General features: G+C 61.8%; 18 protein-coding genes, 1 tRNA gene and 1 riboswitch. Of the genes, 4 read left to right on the top strand and 15 right to left on the bottom strand.

Annotated features, from left to right (window positions below; translation table 11 throughout):
• A partial coding sequence (locus tag UB23_RS07975) for a hypothetical protein (RefSeq protein WP_045058803.1) occupies positions 1-1,377 on the top strand: 1,377 nt, incomplete at its 5' end.
• Positions 1,378-1,389: 12 nt separating this feature from the next.
• Positions 1,390-2,604 carry a hypothetical protein gene (locus tag UB23_RS07970; protein ID WP_045058800.1) on the top strand — a complete coding sequence of 405 codons (1,215 nt, stop codon included), beginning with the start codon at positions 1,390-1,392 and terminating at the stop codon, positions 2,602-2,604.
• 153 nt (positions 2,605-2,757) lie between these two features.
• Here the strand turns inward: UB23_RS07970 and UB23_RS07965 are convergent.
• The 12 genes from UB23_RS07965 to UB23_RS07910 all read right to left on the bottom strand — a co-directional run bounded on the left by UB23_RS07965 (position 2,758) and on the right by UB23_RS07910 (position 16,588).
• Positions 2,758-2,831: transfer RNA gene (locus tag UB23_RS07965), tRNA-Gly, on the bottom strand.
• 165 nt (positions 2,832-2,996) lie between these two features.
• Positions 2,997-3,881: an alpha/beta fold hydrolase gene (locus tag UB23_RS07960; RefSeq protein ID WP_045058799.1), complete on the bottom strand. Its 885-nt coding sequence runs from the start codon at positions 3,879-3,881 to the stop codon at positions 2,997-2,999.
• A 314-nt stretch (positions 3,882-4,195) separates the two neighbouring features.
• Entirely contained in the window at positions 4,196-4,888 is a 693-nt protein-coding gene (locus tag UB23_RS07955; RefSeq protein ID WP_045058798.1) for a pseudouridine synthase, read from the bottom strand.
• A gap of 32 nt (positions 4,889-4,920) precedes the next feature.
• Positions 4,921-5,139, bottom strand: coding sequence for a cysteine-rich CWC family protein (locus UB23_RS07950; protein ID WP_045058797.1), 219 nt, complete (start codon positions 5,137-5,139; stop codon positions 4,921-4,923).
• On the bottom strand, positions 5,132-6,631 hold the full coding sequence (locus UB23_RS07945; RefSeq protein WP_045058796.1) for a sensor domain-containing diguanylate cyclase: 1,500 nt from the start codon (positions 6,629-6,631) through the stop codon (positions 5,132-5,134). Before UB23_RS07945 ends, UB23_RS07950 begins: the two co-directional genes overlap by 8 nt.
• A gap of 172 nt (positions 6,632-6,803) precedes the next feature.
• Positions 6,804-8,576, bottom strand: coding sequence for an allophanate hydrolase (gene atzF / locus UB23_RS07940; protein ID WP_045058795.1), 1,773 nt, complete (start codon positions 8,574-8,576; stop codon positions 6,804-6,806).
• A 26-nt stretch (positions 8,577-8,602) separates the two neighbouring features.
• The gene (gene uca, locus UB23_RS07935) at positions 8,603-12,235 is read right to left on the bottom strand and encodes an urea carboxylase (protein WP_045058794.1); all 3,633 of its coding nucleotides are present in this window, start codon (positions 12,233-12,235) and stop codon (positions 8,603-8,605) included.
• A 278-nt stretch (positions 12,236-12,513) separates the two neighbouring features.
• A complete protein-coding gene (locus UB23_RS07930) occupies positions 12,514-13,155 on the bottom strand; it encodes an urea amidolyase associated protein UAAP2 (RefSeq protein WP_045058793.1) in 642 nt (213 codons plus the stop codon).
• An 11-nt stretch (positions 13,156-13,166) separates the two neighbouring features.
• Positions 13,167-13,892 carry an urea amidolyase associated protein UAAP1 gene (locus UB23_RS07925; RefSeq protein ID WP_045058792.1) on the bottom strand — a complete coding sequence of 242 codons (726 nt, stop codon included), beginning with the start codon at positions 13,890-13,892 and terminating at the stop codon, positions 13,167-13,169.
• A 12-nt stretch (positions 13,893-13,904) separates the two neighbouring features.
• The gene (locus UB23_RS07920) at positions 13,905-14,693 is read right to left on the bottom strand and encodes an ABC transporter ATP-binding protein (RefSeq protein ID WP_045058791.1); all 789 of its coding nucleotides are present in this window, start codon (positions 14,691-14,693) and stop codon (positions 13,905-13,907) included.
• Entirely contained in the window at positions 14,690-15,505 is an 816-nt protein-coding gene (locus UB23_RS07915; RefSeq protein WP_045058790.1) for an ABC transporter permease, read from the bottom strand. Before UB23_RS07915 ends, UB23_RS07920 begins: the two co-directional genes overlap by 4 nt.
• Before the next feature lie 15 nt (positions 15,506-15,520).
• Positions 15,521-16,588, bottom strand: a complete 1,068-nt coding sequence (locus UB23_RS07910; protein WP_045058789.1) for a putative urea ABC transporter substrate-binding protein — start codon at positions 16,586-16,588, stop codon at positions 15,521-15,523.
• Positions 16,589-16,649: 61 nt separating this feature from the next.
• A riboswitch (guanidine-I (ykkC/yxkD leader) is annotated at positions 16,650-16,750 on the bottom strand.
• Between the two features lie 348 nt (positions 16,751-17,098).
• Between UB23_RS07910 and UB23_RS07905 the strand changes: the two genes are divergently transcribed.
• On the top strand, positions 17,099-17,542 hold the full coding sequence (locus tag UB23_RS07905) for a hypothetical protein (RefSeq protein WP_045058788.1): 444 nt from the start codon (positions 17,099-17,101) through the stop codon (positions 17,540-17,542).
• A 341-nt stretch (positions 17,543-17,883) separates the two neighbouring features.
• Here the strand turns inward: UB23_RS07905 and UB23_RS07900 are convergent, their stop codons facing one another.
• Entirely contained in the window at positions 17,884-18,996 is a 1,113-nt protein-coding gene (locus UB23_RS07900) for an enoyl-CoA hydratase/isomerase family protein (RefSeq protein ID WP_045058787.1), read from the bottom strand.
• A 132-nt stretch (positions 18,997-19,128) separates the two neighbouring features.
• Between UB23_RS07900 and ung the strand changes: the two genes are divergently transcribed.
• On the top strand, positions 19,129-19,821 hold the full coding sequence (gene ung, locus UB23_RS07895) for a uracil-DNA glycosylase (protein WP_045058786.1): 693 nt from the start codon (positions 19,129-19,131) through the stop codon (positions 19,819-19,821).
• On the opposite strand, the gene UB23_RS07890 is transcribed toward ung, so the two are convergent.
• Positions 19,818-20,852 (bottom strand): AbrB family transcriptional regulator, encoded by a 1,035-nt coding sequence (locus UB23_RS07890; RefSeq protein ID WP_045058785.1) that lies wholly within the window; start codon positions 20,850-20,852, stop codon positions 19,818-19,820. The genes ung and UB23_RS07890 overlap by 4 nt on opposite strands.
• Positions 20,845-22,359, bottom strand: coding sequence for a tripartite tricarboxylate transporter permease (locus tag UB23_RS07885; protein WP_045058784.1), 1,515 nt, complete (start codon positions 22,357-22,359; stop codon positions 20,845-20,847). Before UB23_RS07885 ends, UB23_RS07890 begins: the two co-directional genes overlap by 8 nt.
• Position 22,360: the final 1 nt, after the last annotated feature.

Below are 22,360 nucleotides of genomic sequence, written 5' to 3'. Positions count from 1 at the left end.
CCTGTCGCTGTCGCCCCGGTTTCCGTCCCCGCCCCGGCCCCAGCCCCAGAAGCAGCCCCGCCAACACCCGCAGCCCCCGTCGCACCGCCTGCAGCAGTCGCTGCCGTGCAGTCCGCAGACCTTGGCCGTGCGCTGGTCCTGGCCAACAAGAATCTCGTCGGCATCACAGATGCCAGCGGCTGCAAATGGTTGATCAGCAAAAGCGCTATCGACGAAAACGACTCCAGCTTTGCCTTCGCCTCCACTCCAGCGATGCCCTGTGGCATCTCCGGTTATGCCGAAGGTGCTTTCGACAAGTTGCGCTGGTCGATCCCCAACACCTATCGCGGGGACACCTGGTCGCGCACCTACGTGCACCCGAGCGGGTTGATGTTCAATCAGTCCATCAGTGCCGCCGTCAAAGGCAAGTCGCTGTCATTCCTCAGCAACAACGCCGACCAGGCGCTGTTCCAGCTCGGCGAAATCCCGGCGCGTGGCATGAAGGTGTACCTGGCTTACCAGCGCTCCACCTATCGCATCCTGTCGCCGTTCAGCAGCGACCCGTACTACGTGGCGATCACGGCGGACGAAAGCTTCGCCCTCGATCCGGCGGAGTACAAGCGTGCGGTGCTGGAGGTGTATCAACTGGTGAAAGCAACCTCGCCCACCACGGTCGACCTGTCGAACCTGTTCATCGCCAAGAACCTGGAAACCCTCTACCCGGCGTCCGGCTACTCCAACGACGACAAGGACAAGATCGTGCGCAATCGCATGGGTGAGAACCGTGGCGAGTTCTACTTCGATGCGCGTGAAGGCACCAACTACGCCCAGCGTCGTGAGGAGACTCGTCTGCGTGAAGCCCGTCGCCAGCAGCAGCAGATGGCTGAACTGCACAACCGCGTACTCGCCCGTTACGAGCAGCTCAAGGACGGCATGACCGCGTTCAAGGGCCGCGAGACCGAAGCGCTGGCGCAGATGGCCGGGATCAAGGTGACGTTCGCCGCACCCATGACCCTGCTCGATCCGTCGTCCTCGACCTCGGCGGTGCCGATGATGATTCACGTCACCGGCAAACGCGGCGACTTCTATGAAATCGACTTCCCGCGCAAGGGCCGGGTCCAGGCCGATGTAGAGCTGGAGGATCAGTGGTACGTGATCCATGCCGCGAACATGACGCCTTACCTGCCCCTGGAAGACGGCCGTGCGATTCCAACGTTCCGCGTATACGCCGTTGGCGATCCAGAGGCTTGCAAGCAGGATCACTGCGCCGACCGCGTGTCGTTTGGTGCCGTGCTGGCCAAGGAATTTCCAAACGCCGGCATCGACTTCAGCTGGACGCCTGAAGTCTCCGAGCGCTACGTGACAGCTTGGCAGCAAGCTTCCGCCCAAATTCAGTAAGGCACCGCCAATATGAAATCGATGAACAAGAAACAAATCATCATCGCCGCCGCGGTCGCCGGCGTGGTGATCCTCGGCATTGTCGGCTCGATGCTGTCCAGTGCCGGAAAAAAGGAAACCCTGGGTTATTACGACGAACTCAAGGAACAGTTTTTCCTTGAGAACGTGCTGAACGAAGGGGACGTATCCTATTCGTTCTGGTCCGGCAACCTCACTGTGGAGGCCCCGGAGATCCGCCTGGTCGCCGCCAATACCAATGGCGCTGACAAATTCCTCAAGAGCATGATGGGCATGCTCGCCGGTCTCAACGCCAATACGGCGGAAAGCGGCCTGGCCGCCTGGTCCCGCTACCTGATCACCTCCACCACCGGTGGCGGCAAAGCGGGTGGCGTGTACCTCAAGGCCGATGCCCTGAAGGTCAGTCGCTCCGGCGACAGCAAGGACGGCGAGATCCACGTCCAGTTGCTGGGCCTGGACCTGAGCAATCCCTACCTCTCGCAGAAAGGTGGTGACGTAGTACTGGTGTCGGAGGTGGCAGACGAAATCCAGCCGCGGGCCGAGGTCGATCAGTACGGTCGCGTCGTCAGCTCAAACTTCTCGTGGGGCAGCAACATGGTCGCCCGCCTGCCGTTTACCGGTGCGTTCATCAGCGCTGCTACCGGCGATATCGGCACCAAGGTCGACCTGGATTTCACCCTCAAGCGCTCCGATGACGGTGAAGGCTCGATGAAATTCGTGGTAGTACACCGCAACGACGGCAGTGAAGTCGGGCGCATCGTACGCGAGGCTTCATTCGCCTCGATACCGCCGCTGGACGACGTCCAGGAACAGCTCAAGGCGGCGTTCAGCGGCTTCATCGTCGGCGCCTACAGCACCTCCACCGGGCAAACCGTCATCGCCGAAGCCGTGGGCAACTTCGCGCGCAAAGCCAAGGTGGCCAGCTACTCGCTGACCTACAAGGGCTTTGATGAACTCAAGGATGGCTTCGACGAATACCAGGCCGCGACCAAGCAGAAGGAGTTCGCCGGTTACTGCGCAGCGGCCGGCCTGTCAACGTTCCAGAACGACTTCGGCGCCAAGGCCAAGCAGCACAGCGACTCGGAATGCGCGATTGCGCAAAAGCTGGTTGCCGATGGCAAGTTCAAGGAGGCGTACAGCTTCAAGGAAGACAAGTCGTTGTTCGCGGGGTTGTTTGTGAGCAAGAGCTATACGCTTGAGACGGACTGATTGAGCTGGGTGCTGCGCTTGGGCGCCTGGTTCTCCAGGTGTCCGGGTGTGGTGCCGGGGAATCTGTGGAAATAAAAAAACCGGCCATCAAGGCCGGTTTTTTTCTTTACGTGCATCTCCCGTCAAAACAACAACGCGAGTGCGAAATCCGAGTGGAGCGGGTGAAGGGAATCGAACCCTCGTTATCAGCTTGGGAAGCTGGAGTAATGCCATTATACGACACCCGCTCAGAGCGGCTGACTTTGTACCAGATGTGCGCGCGGAAATGAAGTTTTTCTTTAAGTGCAAGGCTTTAGTACAGGTGAAACCGTTCAAAAAAACCATACGGCGGTCAATCGCGGGCAAGCCTTGCTCCTGCACAGCGGGAGGGGCTTGCTCGCGATGACTCTGTTTCAGATTGCCAGTGCATGGTGATCCTGGACGTAGTGGTAACGGGTTCGGCTTTCATGTTGCGCGGGTTTGAGGAAGCCGAGCAGGGCGTTGCGGCTGTCGCGGCAGGCAGCCTTGTGTTCCATGTCGAGGAAGTGGCCGGTCGCCTCCAGAGTGGTAAAGGTGCTGTGCTGCACGTGGTTGGCGAACAGTTGCGCGCCGTCGGCGGCGGTGTATTCGTCCCATTCGCCATTCATGAACAGCACCGGCACCTTGATCTTCTCTGACGCCTTGAGGAAGCACTGGCGGTCACTGTTGAGCAGGTCGCTGATGTGGAAGTGCATCTGCCCGTACTCGTGCTCGGCCAGGCTGCTGACGTGGCGGTAGTTGAAGCGCTTGAACAGCGTTGGCAGGTGCTTGCCGATGGTGCTGTTGACCAGGTTGCCGACACGGTCGCCGTCACGGCTGCCGAGGTAGTCGATGCCGCGCTCGAGGTAGTCGAGCATGTGCGCATTGATCTCCGGGGAGAACGAGCTGATCACGGCTTTTTCGATGCGCCGTGGCTGCTGCGCGAGCGCCACCAGGGTGGCGGCGCCGCCCCAGGAGAACGACAGCACGTGTTCGGCGGCGAAGTGATCGATCAGCTCCAGCAGGATCTGCCCTTCGACTTCCTTGGTCAGCAATTTCTCGTGCAGGTTGTGGGCCTTCGACTTGCCCGCGTAGGGCTGGTCGTAGCAGACCACGTTGAACTGCGGATGCAGGTTTTTCACGGTTTGTGCAAACGACGCAGTCGTGGCCATCGAGCCGTTGACCAAGATGATGGTCTTCTCTGCGGCGTCTGCGCGATAGAACTCCGTGTAAACCCGATACTGACCTTGTATATCCAGCACAGCGATTTCTGGCCTCATGTCATAAGACTCCTGGCAAGCGGGTATGCGCGCAAATGAGATTGCACGAGCTTTGTGACAGGTAGGCATATGCCTGGAATTTTGCGAGGCCCATGTCGATCCGGTAAGGCAGGTCGACGGGTATTATTATTGGCGGGCAGTTTGCTGGTCTGAGGCGGAACCTGAGGGTTCACTAACCGGCAAAAAGTTTCTTAGAAGTATGTTGTGACTCATCAGTCACATTTCGGCTGACGACCTGATTCAAGCAGGGGCGAAGGCATCGCGCAAGTACCTTTGGCAAATTGTTCGACAACTTCTGCTCAGCGGTAGCCCGCTTAGATCATTTCGATCTCTTGGGCACTCAGCGGGCGGTATTCCCCCGGGTTCAACGAGCTGTCGAGCACCAGCGGCCCCATGCGCTCGCGGTGCAGGCGCAGCACTTTGTTGTCGAAGTGGCCGAACATGCGCTTCACCTGGTGATACCGACCTTCGACGATGCTCAGGCGTGCCGACCTGGGGCCAAGCACCTCCAGGTTGGCGGGCAGGGTGGTCAGGTCTTCGAACGCGAAGTACAGGCCCTTGGTAAACTTGCGCGCATATTCGGGGCCGATCAGTTGCTCGGTCTCGACGTAATAGACCTTGGGCAGTTTGGTCTGGGGCTGGGTCAGGCGCCGCGACCAGCTGCCGTCGTTGGTGATGAGCATCAGGCCGGTGGTGTTGAAGTCCAGGCGACCGGCGATGTGCAAGTCCTCCTTGTCCGGCTCGTGGATCAGGTCGAGGACGGTCGGGTGCTCCGGGTCGCGGGTAGCGCTGACGCAGCCAGGGGGTTTGTGCAGCATGTAGTGACGCACGGGCTTGCCAGGCTGTAACACCGCGCCATCGACTTCGACCCGGCTGAATTCGCGGACTTCGGCGTGCGGGTCGCTGACGATACTGCCATCGATGCGCACGCGTTTTTCCACCAGCAACAGGCGCACCTGCTTGCGGTTGAAGCACGGCAGATTGCTGAGAAAACGGTCTACACGCATGACGGGGCGTCGGCAGGAAAAGGCCGCGTATCTTACGTGATCGGCCGGGCGCCTGCTTGCAGTTGCGCCTCGACGCCGGCGCAGCGGGGGCACAGGCAGGTGGCGTTGCGCAGTTCGGCGGGCAAGGCTTCAAGCACTGCCGGGTCGATGCTGACGCCGTAGCACCAGCAGGCCCGTGCGGCGGTGCGCGGGTCGGCCAGGGTGCAATCGTTGGGCGCACCGCAGGCCGGGCAGGTATCTGGTTTATTCATGAACGGTGTGTGGACTGCTTGAGTGGGATAGCACGCAGGTGCGGTTGCGGCCGGTTTGCTTGGCCCGATACATCGCATGATCCGCCCGGGACAGCAATGTGTGCAAGGTGTCGTCAGGTTGCAGGGTGGTGAGGCCGATGCTCACGGTCAGCTTCAGCGAATGACCGTTATAGGCATAGTCCTGCTGCTCGACGTGCCGGCGGATTTTCTCGGCGATCATCTGGCCAGTCTCGCCATCGGTGTCTTTGAGCAACACAATGAACTCTTCGCCGCCCCAGCGGCAGACGATGTCGGAATGGCGCAGGCAGCTTTCCAGGTCCCGGGCAAAGCCGATCAGTACCTGGTCGCCGGCGAGGTGGCCATAGGTGTCGTTCAACGCCTTGAAATGGTCCAGGTCGAGCAGCAACGCGGTCAGCGGTTTCGGCTCGCGCTGCGCTTCATGCATGGCTTGCGCGGCCAGCAGATCGAAGCCGCGTCGGTTGGGCAGGTCGGTCAGGCTGTCGAGGGTGGCCTGGGCGTGGATGCGGCGCTGGTAGCGCTTGATCACACGGTTCAGCAGGGCCAGCACGATCAGGGTGACGAGCAGGCAGATCAGCAAATTGAGGTACAGCGAATGACGAATTTCGCTCAGTGCGCCGTCTTCGCGCTTTTCGACGAACAGGTACCAGTTGAGCTCCGGAATAAACCGCACGTTGAGGAAATGGCCCTCGCCCTGAACCGAGTACTCGTAGCTGCCGCTGTTGGGTTTGGGCAGTTGGCTGACGAGGCTCTTCATGCTGTCGAGTTCGCTCAGGGTCTGCCCGATGTGCGCGCCTTGAGGCCCGCCTTCTGCGCCGGTCAGCACCAGGCGGCCGAAGGTGTCGACGAAGTACACGCTGCGTTGATAGCGCTGCTGGTAGCGGTCGATCAGCTTGATCACTGCATCGACGGTCAGGCCGACGCCTGCTGCGCCGATGAATCGGTTGTTGTAGTCATAGACCTTGTAGTTGATGAAGAAGGTCAGGTTGTCCTTGTTGGCCAGGTCCGGATCGACGTTGATCTCGTAGGGCTCGGCCATGTCGCGCACGCGAAAGTACCAGGCATCGCGGGGCTCGGTGACCTTGATCTGCTTGAGCACGCCTTTGGCGTGGTAGTAGGTGAGGCTGGCGTTGGAGACGAAAAACGCGGTGTAGGCACCGTAGTGCGTCATCACTTCATTGAGGTAGCGGGTCATCTGCTCGGGGTTCTGCTCGCCGTCCACCACCCAGTCTCGCATGAAGGTGTCGCGGGACATCATCGAGGAAATCAGGATCGGCCGGACCAGGTCTTTCTGGATTTCCGAATAGACGGTGTCCGATGTCAGCGGCAGCTCGGTGTTGACGATGCTGTCGCGGATCGACGCGCGCGAGGCGTAATAGCTGAGCAAGGACGTGGCCAGGAAGCCGGCGCCGAGCAAGGCAATCAGGGTGAAAACCAATGAACGTTGCGAATACAGCGGCGAGCGAAGCGGCATGACAATTCCGTTGGCAATGATCCGGTGCAAAACATTCTAAAGGCACTGCGGGGAAATAACTGTGGGATTTGCAGGGTGAATTGGTAAGGATCAGGACGGGTGGTGGCAGGGAGGGTGTCATTGCGGGCAAGCCTTGCTCCTACAAGAGCGGGCTTGCTCGCGAAGCGTGAGGTCACTGCCGATCTGTCAGATACGCACGCCATCCGCCACAATGGCTGATGTCGACTGCGCCTTCCAGGCCATAACTTTCACAGATAAATCCGCTCTCCCAACGGCCATCTGCCAACTGCACTTTACCCAGGCCCAAAGGCGCCGGGATGCCGGTGAGGAACGAGCCCAGTTCGCTGCTCGGTAATTCCCAGACCTCCACCGCAATGGCCACGCCGCCGTCCTTAACCCGCACCATTCCCGGGCGAAACGGTGGGCCACCGGCCAATGCGTACAGGCAATAGTCCGCTGAACTGAAAGTGGTCTCGACCAGCGTCGCTCCCCGGCGCTTGAGCTGCCAGTTGAGCGCCAGCCCGTCCAGGTGGGCACCGCACACCACCAGCCTGGCGCGATCATTGCGGGCGACCGGGGCGGGCGTGGAGGCCTCGTCGGGATGCTGGAAACCCTCGGCCACGCTTAGCAGGTATTGATCGGTAAACGCCCGGCCAAACAGCGTCACGCCCCACGGCAGGCCATTGCCCATGAAGGCGCTGGGCACGGCCACGGCGGCGTAGTCGAGCAGGTTCATGAAGTTGGTGTAGTACCCTAGCTCCGAATTGCGCTGTACCGGTTCGGCATGCAGTTCGGCCAAAGTCACAGGACGGCCGATGGTCGGCGTAACAACGCAATCGAGGTTTTCCAGCGCCTTGTCGCAAAGTGCTTTCAAGGCTTGCAGGCGGTACTGCGCGCGGAAGGTTTGCACGCCATCTACCGCAGGCGCCTTGGCCAACACCGCGCGGATGACCGGCAGCACCGCCTCTGGATTGCGCTCCATCAATTCCCCGGCCACGCTGTAGCGCTCGGCGACCCAGGGGCCTTCGTAGAGCAGGCGCGCCGCTTCGAGAAAGGGCGAAAGATCCAGCTCGACCGCCTCGCCACCCAGCGCCTTGAGGCGGTCGATGGCATCACCGAACAGCAGCGGCCCTTCAGGACAACCGAAGAACTCCAGATCCTGCGCTCGCGGCACGCCGAAGCGGAACGGGCGCGCAGTACCGAATGCCGAGCCGTCATTCCACAGCGGATTGCTGCGGCTGTACGCGTCCCGTGGGTCCAGCTGCGCGGTCAGCGCCAAAAGCTGGCTGGCTTCCCGGGCGGTAGCAGTGAAAGTGGTGACGCAATCGAGGGTGCGACAGGCCGGGACGACGCCTGCGGTGGAGATCAAGCCTTTGGTGGCTTTCATCCCCACCAGATTGTTCAGTGCGGCCGGCACGCGTCCGGAGCCCGCCGTGTCGGTGCCCAACGCGAAACTCGCCACACCCAGGGCGACCGCCAGCGAAGACCCGGCACTGGAACCGCCCGATGGATACTCCGGCAACACGCTGTTGGGGCAGGCTCCATATGGCGAGCGACTGCCATTGAGGCCGGTGGCGAACTGATCGAGATTGGTCTTGCCCAGGGGAATCGCGCCCAGCGCCAGCAACTGCTCGACGAGGGTCGCCGAGCGCTCCGGCACATAGGCAAACGCCGGGCACGCAGCGGTGGTCGGGATGCCTGCCAGGTCGATGTTGTCCTTGATCGCGAACGGCACGCCGTACAGCGGCAGGCTCTCGATGTCACGACCGTCGAGTGCGGCAAGGTAAGGTTCGAGCTCGTCGGCGCTGAGCAAATGGATGAACAGGTGATAATCCGGGTTCAGCGCTGCGGCCTTGTCGCGCAGACCCGGGAGCAGTTGACGAGGGGTGAGGCTGCCATCGCGGTAGGCCGTGCGCAGGGCGTCGAGTTGCAGGTTGATGTTCATGCTTTCAGTCCTTTTGCAAAATGGATTCAGTCGAGTTCCAGTACCACCACGCGTTGTCCGGCGCGCACCGGCGAACCCGGTTGCACGCGGACCTCGCGGACGATGCCGGCCATCGGCGCGATCAGCGGGATTTCCATCTTCATCGACTCCAGGATCACCAGCACATCACCGGCCTGAACCCGGCTGCCGGCCTCGACCTGAACCTGCCAGAGGTTGCCGGCGATATGGCTGTCGACGCTCATTTCGCCGCTGGCCAGCGCCGCGTCCTCGGTCACTGGCGGGGCCGGCTCGTCGCTGTCGAAATGCGCCTGGCCGCTGGCTATCCAGCGTTCGCGCTCGGCGTTGAATGCGCCTTGCTGCTGAGCGCGAAACGCCGCGATGGTCTGTGCTTCCTTCGCGAGGAAATCCTGATAGTCAGCGAGGTTCAGCTGGCTGTGCTCGATGTTCAGCTCGAAGCGACCCAAGGGAAAATCCCGCCGGATGCGCAGCAGTTCTTCGGCGCTGACCGGGTAGAAGCGGATCTGGTCGAAGAAGCGCAGCAACCAGGGTTTGCCATCGAATGCGGCGACTTCGCGATAGCGGTTCCACATCTGCAACGTGCGGCCGACGAACTGGTAGCCGCCAGGGCCCTCCATGCCGTAGACACACATGTAGGCGCCGCCGATACCGACGGAATTTTCCGCAGTCCAGGTGCGCGCAGGGTTGTACTTGGTGGTCACCAGGCGATGGCGGGGGTCCAGCGGGGTGGCCACGGGAGCCCCCAGGTACACGTCGCCCAGGCCCATCACCAGGTAGCTGGCGTCGAACACCGTGCGCTGCACTTCGTCGAGGTTCGGCAGGTCGTTGATGCGGCGGATGAACTCCAGGTTGCTCGGGCACCATGGGGCATCCTTGCGCACGGTGGTCATGTATTTCTCGATCGCCAACTGGCACGCTGGATCGTCCCAGGACAAGGGCAGGTGGACAATGCGCGAGGGCACTTGCAGGTCCTTGGCGGCGCATACGGCGTCCCATTCGCCGGCAACGATGCCCAGCAGATCGGCGAGGGGCAATTGCTCGGGTTGGTAGTGCACTTGCAGCGAGCGGATGCCGGGCGTCAGGTCGATCACGCCATGCAGGTGTTTGCTTTCCAGGGCTTGCATGAGGGCGTGGGCGCGGAAGCGCAGCACCAGGTCGAGCTCGGGCGCACCGATTTCCAGTAGCAGATGCGTATCCCCCGACAACCTTGCAACCAACCGCGTATCCCCCTGACCCAACTCCAACACCACAGGCGACATAAGGCCCTGTGGGAGCTGGCTTGCCAGCGATGAAGTTGATGCGTTGCCTGGTCGGGCCCCATCGCGGGCGAGCCAGCTCCCACAGGTATCCCATTTGCAGGCGAGATAGCGGGCGGTCTGGACATCGACGGGGTGGAACTGCACTTTGTCTCCGGCCTTGAGCTGCCCAAGCTGCCACAGGTCCGCCTCGATAACAGTCACCGGGCAAACGAAGCCGCCCAGACTCGGCCCGTCCGGCCCGAGGATGACCGGCATGTCGCCGGTGAAATCCACCGCGCCAATGGCGTACGGATTGTCATGGATGTTCGAGGGGTGCAGGCCCGCCTCGCCACCGTCGGCACGTACCCATTCAGGCTTGGGCCCGATCAGGCGCACACCGGTGCGGCTGGAGTTGAAGTGCACTTCCCACTGAGTCGCGAAGAACGTACCCATGTAGTGCTCGGTGAAATATTCCGGGGCGCCGTGGGGCCCGTAGATCACCCGAATTTGCCGGACGGCGGGCAACTCGCCGAGCTGTGCTTCGGGCAGGGTAATGCCAGTGCTGCGCTCCTGCAGCGCCGGCACGTGCAGCACATCGCCTGCGCGTAATGCGCGACCGCCGTGGCCGCCAAACTGGCCGAGGGTGAAGGTGCTTTTGCTGCCCAGGTAGTCCGGAACCTGTAGCCCGCCCCGCAGGCACAGATAGCTGCGAGCACCTGCGCCGGCTATTGTGCCGAGGCTCAGGGTGGATCCGGCCGGGATCAGCAGCGTGGTGTTCATCGCCACCGCTTCTGCGTTCAAGGTCAGTGGAATCGCCGCCCCGGTGACCGCCACCACGGCGTCGCAATTAAAGCGCAGCAGCGGCCCGCTCATGGTAATTTCCAGGGCCGCGGCATCTTCGTCGTTACCCAGCAAGCGGTTGCCCAGGCGCAATGCGCGACTGTCCATGGGCCCTGAAGGCGGCACGCCCACCGCCCAGTAGCCAAGACGTCCGGGATAGTCCTGCACGCTGGTTTGGGTACCGGCGCTAAGCACCTCAAAGGTGTTGGCCTGATACACCAGGTTTTCAAGGCAACGGGTCCACGGCTGACCGCTGGCGAACGGCGCGTCGAGCAGGATCTGGCGCAGGTAATCGCGGTTGGTTTCCACGCCGTAGAGCTGGCTGTCGCCCAGGACTCGATGCAGATCGCCGGCCGCTTCTTCGCGGCTCGGCGCCCAGCAGATGACCTTGGCGATCATCGGGTCGAAGTAGGGTGGAATCTCACAACCGGCTTCCACCCAGGTGTCGATACGCAGGTGTTTGCCGTCGGCGGCCGGGAAGTTCACGGTGGTGAGCAAGCCAGGGCTCGGTTGAAAGTCCCGGCCGGGATCTTCGGCATACAACCGCGCCTGAATCGCGTGACCCTGAGGCTGCAAGCTGCGGCTCAACTCGCTCAGCGGCGGCAGATCACCGGCCGCCAGTTCGATCATCCAGCGCACCAGATCCACACCCCACACCTGTTCGGTGACGCCATGTTCCACCTGGAGGCGGGTGTTCACTTCGAGAAAATAGAAGCGCTGGTCTGCGCTGTCGAAGACGAACTCCACAGTGCCGGCACTGCGATAGTTGACCGCCTTCGCCAGCTTGATAGCCGCTGCGCAGAGCTCGTCAGCCATGCCTTCAGGCAGGTTGGGTGCAGGGGTTTCTTCGAGGACTTTCTGGTTGCGGCGCTGCACCGAGCAGTCGCGTACACCCAGTGCCAGCACTTCACCGCGACCATCGCCAAACACCTGGACTTCGAGATGTCGGGCGCGCTGGATGTACTTCTCGATGAAGACCCCGGCGTCGCTGAAGTTGTTCTGGCCCAGGCGCTTGACCGCTTCAAAGGATTCGCTCAACTCGGCGGCGCTGCGGCAGACACGCATGCCGATGCCACCGCCACCGGCCGTACTTTTGAGCATTACCGGGTAGCCCACCTGTTCGCCGGCAAGCAGGGCATCGTCGAGGCTGTCGAGCAACTCGGTGCCTTCGAGCATCGGCACACCCTGCTTGCGGGCCAGTGCTCGCGCCGTGTGCTTGAGGCCGAACACCCGCAGCTGCTCGGGCGTGGGGCCGATGAATGCGATGTGCGCGGCTTCACAGGCCTCGGCGAATGCGGCGTTTTCTGAAAGGAAGCCGTAGCCGGGATGGATCGCAGTGGCGCCGCTGGCCTTGGCGATGGCAAGGATTTTCTCGACGACGAGGTAGGTGCCGGCGGCAGCGCCTTCACCCAGGCTGTGCGCTTCGTCGGCCTGCAGGATGTGCAGGCTGGCGGCATCGGCTTCGGAGTAAACGGCCGCGCCCTTGACCTGCAGCTCTCGCAGGGTGCGCAGGATTCGGCAGGCAATGGCGCCACGGTTGGCAATCAGGACTTTTTCGAACATGGCAAACCCCTGGAGGGGATGCGGGCCGTCCCGCAGTTTTTCGACAGGCGCCGGGGTCGTCCCCGACTGCAGATTCAATTTTCTTCAGAACACCATCGTTCACTGTGGGAGCGGGCTTGCCCGCGATGAGGCCGGCACTCCAACATCGATGCCGACTGACCCACCGCTATCGCGGGCAAGCCCGCTCCCACAGGGGCTATGGCGTTCTCACTTTTTCAGGCACTGGCCTGAGCGGGCCTGGCACAGGGCGAACAGCCATTTGCGCAACTGCTTCATTTTCAGTTCCATACCAGCACCTCCGCCGCAGTCGGGTTGTAGGCATTGCACGGGTTGTTCAGTTGCGGGCAGTTGGAGATCAGCATGATCACGTCCATCTCTGCGCGCAGTTCAACGTACTTGCCCGGCGCTGAAATGCCGTCCTCAAACGTCAACCCGCCGTCCGCCGTCACCGGTACATTCATGAAAAAATTGATGTTTGGCCCGATATCACCCTTGCTCAAGCGGCCGTCGTGGGCGCAGGCCCGCAGGTAGTTATCGCGGCAGCTGTGCATGTAGCGTTTCTCCAGGGCGTATCGCACGGTGTTGCTCTCTTGCGCGCAGGCGCCGCCGAGGGTGTCGTGACGGCCGCAGGTGTCGGCGACTATGGTCAGCATCGGCCTGCCGAGGTTGGAATACAGCACGCTCCCGGTGCCCAGATAGACGCTGTTCTGCCGACGCAGAGTGCGCTGTACGTCGTACCGCTCCCTGGGGTTGGCGAGGCTGTAGAACAAGGTGTCGACCGCTTGGTTACCCTCAAGGTCAAGGATGCGCAGGGTCTGCCCCGTCTTGACCTCCAGCAGAAAAGGTTCGCCAGCCGGGATGGTGGCGCGGTAGGCCGCCGTTTCAGGTAGCTGTTGTGGGGTGGCGATAGCGAGTGACATGGCAGCGATCCTCAGGCGAACAGGCGGTCGGTGTTGATGAAGCCGCGCTCGTTTTCCGGGCGCGAAGTGCGGCAATGCTCGGCGACGCTGGCGTCGGCGTTCATCCAGCTGAGCTTCAGGGGTTGGGGCGCATAATCGGGCGCCGGGTCCATCGGATGTTGCAGGGCGGTCAGCACCACCAGCGTGTCCATCGGCGCATACAGCTCGATGTAGTCCCCTGCTTTGGAATTGCCCGCAACGAAGTGAAAAGCCCCAGCCTCGTCAACGTTCACCCGGCTGAACAGGTTGAGGGTCATCAGCAGGTCGGACAGGCCCAGCCCCCATTTACCCAGCTCCACCAGCAGGTTGTCGGTGCCGTTGCGGAAGAAGCCATTGCGCAGTTCCTGATAACGGCCTGCACCGTATTTTTGCGCGACTTCTTCAGCGCACAGCACGCCGCCGAGGCTGTCGCTCCAGCCACAGGTGTCGGCCGTGATGGCCGCGAGTACGCGGCCCATGTCCGAGTACAGGCAATGGCCGCTGGTGAGCTTGGCGGTGTGCTGGCACTTGAGGCTGTCGGGCAGGCTCAGGCGTTCGCTTTTCTCGTTGGCGTTGAGCAGCGTCAGGCTGACGTTGGCGCCGCCGCGCAGGTCGGTCAGGCGCAGCAGTTGGCCGCGCTTGAGGATGAACGAACGGTGGCCGCCGCCTGGCAGGGTTTCTTCGGCGAATATGGGGAACAGTTGAGTCGAGTCAGTCATGTGCTAATTCCTCTAAGCGATTCCAAGCGTGCCTGCCAGCGATGCCGGCAAAGCGTCGACGGCGGCGCGATGGACGCGGCGGTCGCTGTTCAAAGGGATGTCGTAGGTAATGCGTGCGCCATAGGCGCCGGGGGCGTGCGGGTCGACGCGAACCTTGTCGAACACCAGCAGGCGGGTGCCCAGGCTGAAACCTTCGGACAGGTCATGGGTGACCATGAACACCGTCAGTTGCGTCTCGCGCCACAGCTCCAGCAGCAGGCCGTGCATGTCCTTGCGGATGCCCGGGTCGAGGGCGCCGAATGGTTCGTCGAGTAGCAGCACACGCGGTTTCATGATCAGTGCCTGGGCGATGGCCAGCCGTTGTTGCATGCCGCCGGACAACTGCGCCGGGTACTTGTCCAGCGAGTGCCCGAGGCCCACCTTGTGCAGGAGCACCGAGCCGTGTTCGCGGGCTTCTTTTTTTGCGCTGCCGAACAATCGCCCGAACAACGGCGAGTGCGGCAGTTCAAGGCCGAGTGCGACGTTGTCCAGCACCGTCAGGTGGGGGAATACCGAGTACCGCTGGAATACCACCCCACGACTCGAATCCGGTTCGCCGGCCAGGGCCTGGCCATCCAGCAGGATTTCGCCGCGACTGGCGCGTTCCTGGCCCAGCAGCAGGCGCAGGAAGGTCGACTTGCCGCAGCCTGAAGCGCCTACCAGGGTGCAGAATTCACCTTCGTTGACCCTGAGGTTCAAGCCTTCGAGCACCACCTGGTCAGCGTATTGCTGCCAGACGTTTTTTACGGTGATAAAGCTCATGCCCGTGCCCCTTCATACCAGGGGAATGCGCGCCGAGTCAGGTGCTTGAGACCCCAGTCCATCAACCAGGCGAGCAGGGTGATCCACACCACATACGGCAGGATCACGTCCATCGCCAGGTAGCGGCGTACCAGGAAGATGCGGTAACCGAGGCCATCGGTGGAGGCGATGGCTTCGGCGGCGATCAGGAATAACCAGGCTGAGCCAAGCATCAGTCGCAAGGAAATCAGCAGGCGCGGCAGCAATTGCGGCAGCACCACCCGCAGCATCAGGGTCCAGGTTGAAGCGCCGAGAGTCTGGGCCTTGATCAGCAGTTCCAGCGGAATTTCCCGGGCGCGCTGTTCCAGGTCACGGGCCAGGCAGGGGGTGATGCCGATGACGATCAGCATCACCTTGGACAGTTCTCCGAGCCCGAACACGATGAACAGAATGGGCAGGATCGCCAGCGGTGGCACCATCGACAGCACCGTCAGCAGGGGGGATAACGGCGCGCCGAACAGCGGCAGGGTCCCGGCTGCAATACCCAGGCACAGGCCGGCCAGCGCGCTGATGCCCAGGCCGATGGCCAGGCGGCGCAGGCTCGATGCAGTGTCCTGCCACAGCAGGTAGTCGCCGGTGCGGGCGTCGGCGTTGAACGCCAGGCGTTTTATCGCTTCGGTCATCTGCACGGCGCTGGGCAGCAGCTTGTCGTTGGGGTTTTCCGCCAGTCGCTCGGCCGAGCCCATGAAGTAGGCAAACAGCACCAGGGCGAACGGCAGGATCACCAACAAAAGGCGACTCGGGCGGTCCGGGTGACGATTGATCAGGCGCATGGCCAGTCCTCCTGGTTACAGCTTGGCGTCGGCGGCCAGCTGTACATAGGTCGGGTCGAAACGCAGCTTGAGGTTGGCCTTGTCACCGCTGGTCACGCCATTGGCGAAGGCCATGCCGACGGCGCTGGTGTCCTTGGCGCCTTCGCCGAGCAAGCCGTGCTGGAAGGAAAACTCAGCGACCTTGCGCATGGTTTCCGGCAGTTGTTTGCTAGTGGCAAAGTCGAGTGCTTCCCGGGGTGTGGCGAACAGTTTGGTGGTGTCCAGTTGCGCCTGGAAACCTGCCAGGTCAGTGCCGGACGATTTGGCCATATGTTCGAGCGCGGTTTTGCCTGCGGCGTTTTTCTGATTCATCAACTCGACCACTTCGAACCAGGCACCGGTCAGGGCCTTGCCCAGGGCAGGGTTGTCTTTGAGGGTGGCGCTGTTGACGACCATCATGTCCATGATTTCGCCGGGGATCTGGCTGGAGTTGAATACCTCGCTCACGCCGGGTTTTGCCTTGATGTCCGAGAGCATCGGGTTCCAGGTGGTCACTGCATTGACTTGATCGGTGTTGAATGCGGCCGAGATGTCGGCGTCGGAAGTGTTGACCACTTTCAGGTCCTTCTCGGTGAGGTCCACCGAGTCCAGCGCGCGGGCCAGCAGGTAGTGGGATACCGACAGCTCTACCAGGTTGACGTCCATGCCCTTGAGGTCGGTGACTTTCTTGCCATCGCCCTTGAGCACGATGCCGTCGTTGCCGTTGGAGAAGTCGCTGACGATGAGCGCGGTGCTGTCGACGCCGCCGGCTGCCGGGATGGTCAGCGCGTCCATGTTGGTCATGGTGCAGCCGTCGAACTGGCCGGCGGTGTATTGGTTGATGGATTCGACGTAGTCGTTGAGCTGTACCACATCGATCTTGATGCCGTACTTTTTCGCCCATTTATCGACGATGCCCTGGCTGCCTGCGTATTCCCAGGGCATCCAGCCGGCGTAGATGGTCCAGCAGACGCTGAAGTGGTCTTTTTGCGCGGCCTGGGAAGAGAAACTCACGATGGCTGCGAAGGCAGCGGCGAGCAGAACGGGTAAACGAGGCTGGGACATGGTGGTTCTCCAGTTGATCATGGGCGGACAGGAGGCAACGCGGCACCGCGAACGGTGGCTTGTCTCCCGGGCTTTTGTCCCGCCGTGTAACCTCAACTGGAGGTCGCCAACTCTCGGACCAGCCACTCGCCTTAGCGAGCCGGAACCCTAGTCAGCCATTGCAAATTGTGGTGCCGCGAACCTGTGATGACTCCTGCACGAACTTGTTAAAGCGAGAGCCGTGCCAAGTCGGCCCGACCGCTCTGGGCCGGGGTTCTGCCGGATTTCATGCAGGGGAGGGGATAGGTGTGCGCATTGTGATGGTGCGGCGGTGCACTGCAATGGATCGTGGTGGTGCCGGTCAAAGGGCAGGAGATAGATGAAGAACCTTTCATCGGCGAGATGTTTCAACGTATTGCAAGACCGCACCAGATTCCGGAATCGATGTCTGATCTATCGACAGTCACCGAATAATTGACTGTCGCCTGCCAGCGTCGCTGGTGTGGCTCACTCGCGGTCCAGGAGGCCGCCATGCTCTCTCGAATAAAACTGCGAATTCTTCTGATTGCTGCGTTGGGATTGTCAGTGGGCGCCTGCGTGCCCTATTCCGATGGAGGAGGCAGCTACTACAATTCCGAGGTCTATACCTCGCCCGCGCCTGCCTACTATTCCGGCGGCACTTACTACTCGGGAGGCGGCGGTTATTACACCCAGCCGCGCCGCTACTACGCACCGCCTGCGCGGTATTACCAGCCGACTCCGCGGCATTATTACCAGCCACGGGTCTACCAGCCGGCACCGCGTTATTACCACTCGTCACCACGGGCCGATTATCGGGCTCAACAGCGGCACGGCTGGGATGGACCTAATCGTGGCGGCGGCAACAATGACTATCGCGGCGGCGGACGCCACGGTGGGCGTGGCGACCATAATGGTCGCGGTGATCACGATGGCCGCGGTGGCCGCAACCGTTGAAACCCCGATGGGGCGGATTGCCGGCAACGGATTGCCGGCAATCTACGATGTATCTGATACACCGCCAGCTGTATTACATGCGACTGATACACCGCCATCTGTATTGCTATGCGTCTGATACACCGCCCCCCGTGTCACATGCGTCTGATATACCGCCATCTGAATGGCTGCGCATCGGATACACCACACCCGCAGGAGCTGCCGAAGGCTGCGATCTTTTGATCTTCTGCGTCAAAATGGGCGCCGAAGGCAAAAGATCGCAGCCTTCGGCAGCTCCTACGGGTTAAACGGGCATACCAGCGTTGCTGGGACCGCCAGAAAATCGGCTCCTGCAATTGTTTTCAGTATTCCGAGAGATCCGCAAGCGGATGGCGCCCTTCCCAAACCTTCTGGAAATGCGCATCGACTACCGCCTCCGGCACATTATTGATATCAGGCCAGTGCCAATGCGGCTTCTGGTCCTTGTCGATCAATCGCGCCCGCACCCCCTCACTGAATTCCGGATGACGGCAGCAGTTCAGGCTCAGGGTGTATTCCATCTGGAATACCTGCGCCAGCGACATGTGCCGCGCGCGGGCAATCTGTTCCCACACCAGGTGCGCAGTCAGCGGCGAGCCTTCGCTCATGGTCTTGGCAGCCCGGCTGAGCAGCGGGTCGCTGTGGTCGCTCTGCTGGCTGATGGCTTTCCAGGCACAGCGCACGTCACTGACATCCAGCAGCTCATCGATCTGCTGACGGCGCGGTAACCATTGCGCCTCGGGCATCTGCGCCAGGGCTTGCTGTTGCAAGGCCTTGAGCAGGCTGTTGAGCTGCATGGCGGTCTGTTCCTGCCAGTTGATCTGCAACAGCCCTTCCAGTAACGCTTCCTGTTGCTCATCGAGCAGGAAGCGGTCAGCCAGGTCGAGGTCAATCGCATCGCGAGCATTCATGTGCGCGCCTGTCAGCCCTAGAAACAGGCCGAGCTTGCCCGGCAGGCGCGACAGGAACCAGCTGGCGCCAACGTCCGGATACAGGCCGATGCTGATTTCCGGCATTGCCAGGCGGCTGCTCGGCGTAACAATGCGCAGGCTTGCGCCTTGCAACAGGCCCATGCCACCACCGAGTACGTAACCATGGCCCCAGCAGATCAGTGGCTTGGGATAAGTATGCAGGTTGAAATCGAGGCGATATTCCGCCGCGAAAAAATGCGCGGCGAGGGGCGGTACTTCGCCCGGTTGCGCGCGGCAGGCTTCCACCAGGCTGCGCACCTCGCCACCGGCACAGAACGCCTTCGCACCGTTTCCGCGCAACAGGACGCAGACGATTTGCGGCTCCTTGGCCCAGGCGTCCAGTTGCTGACTCAATGCGTTGATCATCGGCAGGGACAGGGCATTCAGGGATTTTTCGGCATCCAGGGTGGCCACGCCGATGCGTGCGCCGTCGGTACCGGTGAGTTCTTCGAAGTGCAGATTCATCGTGACCTCGATCAGGAATTTGAGCGTTCAGTATGATCGCTGTGCAGGAAAGTGCCGGATCTGCGTCAGATCAATTGACAAGTGTGAGCGGCCTTCTTAGGGTTCCCCCCATTGTTTTTGCCGGGTGTAACCATGACTGCTGACGACCGTATCAAACTCGAACCGAGCTGGAAGGAGGCACTGCGTGCTGAGTTCGACCAGCCTTACATGGCAGAGTTGCGCAATTTCCTGCAGCAGGAGCGGGCGGCGGGCAAGGAGATCTATCCGCCTGGCCCGATGATTTTCAATGCGCTCAATTCGACGCCCCTGGATAAAGTCAAAGTCGTGATTCTCGGGCAGGATCCGTACCACGGCCCGGGTCAGGCCCACGGCCTGTGCTTCTCGGTGCAACCGGGCGTGCCGGCGCCACCATCGCTGGTCAACATCTACAAAGAGCTCAAGCGCGACCTGAACATTGATATCCCCAACCACGGCTATTTGCAGAGCTGGGCCGATCAAGGCGTGCTGATGCTCAACACCACCATGACGGTTGAGCGCGCCAATGCCAATGCGCACAAGGACAAGGGCTGGCAGTTTTTCACCGACCGGATCATTGAACTGGTCAGCCTCCATCAGCCGCATCTGGTGTTCATGCTCTGGGGCGCCCATGCCCAGAGCAAGCAGAAGCTGATCGATGCGACCAAGCACCTGGTGCTGACATCGGTGCATCCGTCGCCTTTGTCGGCCTATCGCGGGTTTCTCGGTTGCGGGCACTTCAGCCGTACCAACAAGTTTCTGGAACAGAACGGCGAAGCGCCCATCGAGTGGCGGTTGCCGCCGGTCTAATCAGGATTGCGATTCCAGTACTTGAACAACGGCTCCGCCAGAAACAGCACAAACAACAACCGCATCACCTGCATCGCCGTCACCAGTGGCACCGACAGCTGCAGGGTCTCGGCAGTCAGGCTCATCTCGGCAATCCCGCCGGGCATCATCCCCAGGGTCAGCGAACGCAAGTCCAGATGGGTCAAGGCACTGAGCCCCAGTGCCGCCAGTGTCGCGATCAGCATGGTCAGCACGGTGGCTATCAAGGTGCGGCCCATGAACGAGGGTGCCCGGCGGAAAAATTGCCGGTTGAAGTGGCAGCCCAGTCCGCTGCCGATCAGCCATTGGCCGATCTGACTGCCACCATCGGGTAAACCGATGTGCAGGTCCCAGCCAATGCTCACTGCCGAAGTGACCAGCAACGGGCCGAAAAGCCAAGGGTTGGGTTGGCGCAGAAAATCCCAGACCCAGGCGGCCATGGCGCCTGCCGGAAAGAGCAGGGCCAGCCACCACCAGCTGACAGCCGCCGGATGGAAAACCGGTGCGCCGTCACCCAGCAGATACTTGAATGCCGCTGGTACGCACAGCACCACTACCAGCACTCGCAGACTCTGCCCTGCAGCGACACGGCTCAACACTGCGCCATTGCGCGCACCGAGGTTGACCATTTCGCCGGAGCCGCCGGGCATGCTGGAAAAGAACGCGGTGGCGCGATCTTCGCCCGTCCGGCGCATCAGCCAGACGCCGACCACGGCGGACAGACTGGTGACCAGTGCGCCAAAAAATATCAGGCCGAAGTGGCTCAGCACCTGCTCCATCACCACCGGGGTGAAGTGCAGGCCGATACCAATGCCGATGATCCACTGGCCGCATTTACGCCCGCCAGGGATCTCTGCCAACTGCCACGGCGTTAGGCAGCGCACCAGGATGATCGCCAGCAGCGAGCCGACCATCCACGGCAGCGGCCAGCCCACCAGACTGGCGAGGTAACCGCCCAGCGCGCCAACCAGCGGCGTACCCCACCAGGCGTTGAGGGGTGCTCGATCAGGCATCGGCGACTGCGCGACGAGCGACCGAACGTTTGCGCCAGATCCGCAGCAACGGCATCAACAGCATCAGCGCCGTCAGTATCCACACCCCGAAGGTGATCGGGCTGGACCAGAGGATTTCCAGCGCTCCGTTGGAGATCGACAGGGCGCGACGCAGGTTCTGCTCCATCAAACCGCCGAGGATGAACCCCAGCAGTACCGGCGACAGCGGGAAGTCCAGCTTGCGCAGGATGTAGCCGAAGATGCCGATGCCGATCATCAGGAACAGGTCGAAGGTGGTGGCGTGCACCGCGTAGACGCCGATCCCGGTAATGATGGCGATCACCGGCACCAGTGCCCAGTTCGGCACGGCAAGGATGCGGGTGAATATGCGGATCATCGGGATGTTGAGGATCACCAGCATGATGTTGGCGACGAACAGTGACGCGATCAGCCCCCAGACGATGTCTGGCTGTTGCTGGAACAGCAGCGGGCCTGGGGTGATGTTGTACAGCGACAGGGCGCCGATCATCACGGCCGTGGTGCCTGAGCCGGGAACACCCAGGGTCAGCATCGGCACCAGCGCGCCGCAGGCCGAAGCACCGATGGCCGTTTCCGGTGCCGCCAGGCCGCGCATGTCGCCCTGGCCGAACGTACCCTTGGCCCCGGCAATGCGTTTTTCGGTCATGTAGGCCACGGCGCTGGCGAGGGTGGCCCCGGCACCTGGCAGCACGCCCATGATGAAGCCAAGCAGGCCGCACCGGATGTTCACCGCGAACACCGCCGACGCTTCCTTGAAGTTGAACATCATGCGCCCGGTGGCTTTTACCGCTTCCTGGCCGCGGTGGGTTTTTTCCAGCAGCAGCAGGATTTCGCTGATGGAGAACAGGCCCAGCACCAGCACCACGAACTGAATGCCATCGGTCAGGTGGATGTTATCCCCGGTGAACCGGTACACACCGCTGTTGGCGTCGATGCCGACGGTCGACAGGAACAGGCCGATCAGTGCCGCAATAAACGTCTTCAACGGTCGGTCGCCAGCCATGCCGCCGAGGCAGACAATCGCGAATACCATCAGGACGAAGTATTCCGCCGGGCCGAAGGCAATCGCCCATTTCGCCAGCAGCGGCGCGAACAGCACCATGCCGCAGGTGGCGATGAACGCGCCGATGAAAGAACTCCAGGCTGACAGCGAAAGTGCCACGCCGGCCAGGCCCTTGCGCGCCATCGGGTAACCGTCGAGGGTGGTCATCACGGTGGAGGCCTCACCCGGGATGTTCAGCAGGATCGAGCTGATCCGGCCGCCGTATTCGCAACCCAGGTACACCGCCGCGAGCAGGATCAGCGCCGACTCCGGCGGCAGGCCGAGGGCGAACGCGATCGGGATCAGCAAGGCCACGCCGTTAATCGGGCCCAGGCCCGGCAACAGGCCGACGACGGTGCCTATCAGGGTGCCACACAGTGCAGTCACCAGGTTGTACGGGCTCAGCGCGACGCCGAACCCCTGGCCCAAATAGCCAAAAGTATCCATA

Source organism: Pseudomonas sp. ES3-33, assembly GCF_000952175.1.
In the GTDB taxonomy this organism is placed as follows: domain Bacteria; phylum Pseudomonadota; class Gammaproteobacteria; order Pseudomonadales; family Pseudomonadaceae; genus Aquipseudomonas; species Aquipseudomonas gregormendelii.
Note: the sequence above shows the minus strand (reverse complement) of the source record. Positions and strands in the feature narration are given on the sequence as shown.

Coding starts and splice junctions, on each gene's coding strand:
- UB23_RS07970 (WP_045058800.1), top strand. CDS start 1,390: ATGAAATCGATGAACAAGAAACAAATCATCATCGCCGCCGCGGTCGCC.
- UB23_RS07960 (WP_045058799.1), bottom strand. CDS start 3,881: ATGAGGCCAGAAATCGCTGTGCTGGATATACAAGGTCAGTATCGGGTT.
- UB23_RS07955 (WP_045058798.1), bottom strand. CDS start 4,888: ATGCGTGTAGACCGTTTTCTCAGCAATCTGCCGTGCTTCAACCGCAAG.
- UB23_RS07950 (WP_045058797.1), bottom strand. CDS start 5,139: ATGAATAAACCAGATACCTGCCCGGCCTGCGGTGCGCCCAACGATTGC.
- UB23_RS07945 (WP_045058796.1), bottom strand. CDS start 6,631: ATGCCGCTTCGCTCGCCGCTGTATTCGCAACGTTCATTGGTTTTCACC.
- atzF (WP_045058795.1), bottom strand. CDS start 8,576: ATGAACATCAACCTGCAACTCGACGCCCTGCGCACGGCCTACCGCGAT.
- uca (WP_045058794.1), bottom strand. CDS start 12,235: ATGTTCGAAAAAGTCCTGATTGCCAACCGTGGCGCCATTGCCTGCCGA.
- UB23_RS07930 (WP_045058793.1), bottom strand. CDS start 13,155: ATGTCACTCGCTATCGCCACCCCACAACAGCTACCTGAAACGGCGGCC.
- UB23_RS07925 (WP_045058792.1), bottom strand. CDS start 13,892: ATGACTGACTCGACTCAACTGTTCCCCATATTCGCCGAAGAAACCCTG.
- UB23_RS07920 (WP_045058791.1), bottom strand. CDS start 14,693: ATGAGCTTTATCACCGTAAAAAACGTCTGGCAGCAATACGCTGACCAG.
- UB23_RS07915 (WP_045058790.1), bottom strand. CDS start 15,505: ATGCGCCTGATCAATCGTCACCCGGACCGCCCGAGTCGCCTTTTGTTG.
- UB23_RS07910 (WP_045058789.1), bottom strand. CDS start 16,588: ATGTCCCAGCCTCGTTTACCCGTTCTGCTCGCCGCTGCCTTCGCAGCC.
- UB23_RS07905 (WP_045058788.1), top strand. CDS start 17,099: ATGCTCTCTCGAATAAAACTGCGAATTCTTCTGATTGCTGCGTTGGGA.
- UB23_RS07900 (WP_045058787.1), bottom strand. CDS start 18,996: ATGAATCTGCACTTCGAAGAACTCACCGGTACCGACGGCGCACGCATC.
- ung (WP_045058786.1), top strand. CDS start 19,129: ATGACTGCTGACGACCGTATCAAACTCGAACCGAGCTGGAAGGAGGCA.
- UB23_RS07890 (WP_045058785.1), bottom strand. CDS start 20,852: ATGCCTGATCGAGCACCCCTCAACGCCTGGTGGGGTACGCCGCTGGTT.
- UB23_RS07885 (WP_045058784.1), bottom strand. CDS start 22,359: ATGGATACTTTTGGCTATTTGGGCCAGGGGTTCGGCGTCGCGCTGAGC.